The sequence below is a fragment of the Actinoplanes palleronii genome, assembly GCF_016862315.1.
In the GTDB taxonomy this organism is placed as follows: domain Bacteria; phylum Actinomycetota; class Actinomycetes; order Mycobacteriales; family Micromonosporaceae; genus Actinoplanes; species Actinoplanes palleronii.
Map to the genome: position 1 here is coordinate 1 of NZ_BOMS01000224.1, position 1,306 is coordinate 1,306.

The window sequence follows — 1,306 nt, forward strand, 5'->3', positions numbered from 1 at the left end:
TGAGCCGCCCCGAACCTTCCGGACACATGCCCCAAGTAAAATTGGGGCTGAGCCGAGAGGAATCCCTTGCCGCGTCCGAAGAAGAGCTACTCCCCTGAATACCGGGAAGAAGCTGTCAAATTGGTGATTGAGACATCGCGTCCGATTGCTCAAGTCGCCAAGGAACTCGGCGTTCAGGAAGGGACTCTCGGAAGCTGGGTGGCACGATATCGGCGTGAGCATGTCAGCGACGAGCCGGAGCTGACCGTGACCGAACGTGCCCGCCTCCGGCAGATGGAACGCGAAATGCGGGAGCTGCGGATGGAGAACGAGTTCCTAAAAAAAGCAGCCGCGTACTTCGCCAAGGATCATCGGTGAGCGACACGTTCGAATTCATCGACGCTGAGTACGCAGACGAAAAATCACTGCCCAATAGTTACGCGCCTACTGTTGTTTCGATGTGTTCCTGGCTACGGGTTTCCCGTTCCGGATTTTATGAATGGCGGGGACGTCCGGAATCTGCCACTGCCCAGCGCCGCGAGGCCCTGAAACGCGCCGTCACCGTTTCCTTTAAGGAGTCTGACGGCACGTACGGCTACCGCCGTATCCATGCCGACCTGGCAGCCCAGGGGATCGCCGGCGGGCTGGAACTGGTGCGTTCCATCATGCGTGAGCTGGGGTTGCAGCCCTGCCAGCCGCGTCCGTGGCGGCACTGTCTCACCGAGGCCGACGACCAAGCGCCTCCGATTCCAGACCTGGTCAACCGTGACTTCACTGCCAAGGCTCCCGGGCAGAAGATGGTCGGAGATATTACCTATATCGAAACCTGGCAAGGGTGGCTGTATCTGGCCACGGTCATCGACTGCCACACCAAGGCCGTCGTCGGGTGGGCGATGGACGATAACTACAAGACACCCCTCATCACCGCAGCTATCACCATGGCCGCACGCAATAGTATTCTTGCCCCTGACGCCATATTTCACACAGATCGCGGCAGCAATTACACGTCGCGGTCTTTCGCCAAAGCTCTAAGGAAGCTAAAAATCCGGCATTCGGTGGGCCGCACCGGAATCTGCTACGACAATGCCATGGCCGAATCTTTCTTCGCTGCCCTGAAGAATGAACGCGTGCACCGCACCGAGTACCCCACCCGCGAACACGCCCGCCGCGACATTGCCCGGTACATCGAACTCCGCTACAATTCCCGCAGGCGTCACTCGGGTATCGGATACAGAACCCCTAATCAGGTTCACGCCGAGTACATGAACCTGCAACTCGCAGCTTGAATTAGCCGTTACGCAGCTGTCCGGAAACGTCGGGGCGGATC

The 1,306-nt window shown here is 58.9% G+C and carries 1 protein-coding gene; it reads left to right on the forward strand.

Annotated features, from left to right (window positions below; translation table 11 throughout):
* Positions 1–66: 66 nt before the first annotated feature.
* Positions 67–1,265 (forward strand): IS3 family transposase gene (locus Apa02nite_RS50715; RefSeq protein ID WP_203831578.1). Its coding sequence is split into 2 segments (ribosomal slippage): positions 67–328 and positions 328–1,265, totalling 1,200 coding nucleotides; the frame shifts between segments, so codons are not numbered across the junction.
* The last annotated feature ends 41 nt before the right edge of the window (positions 1,266–1,306 follow it).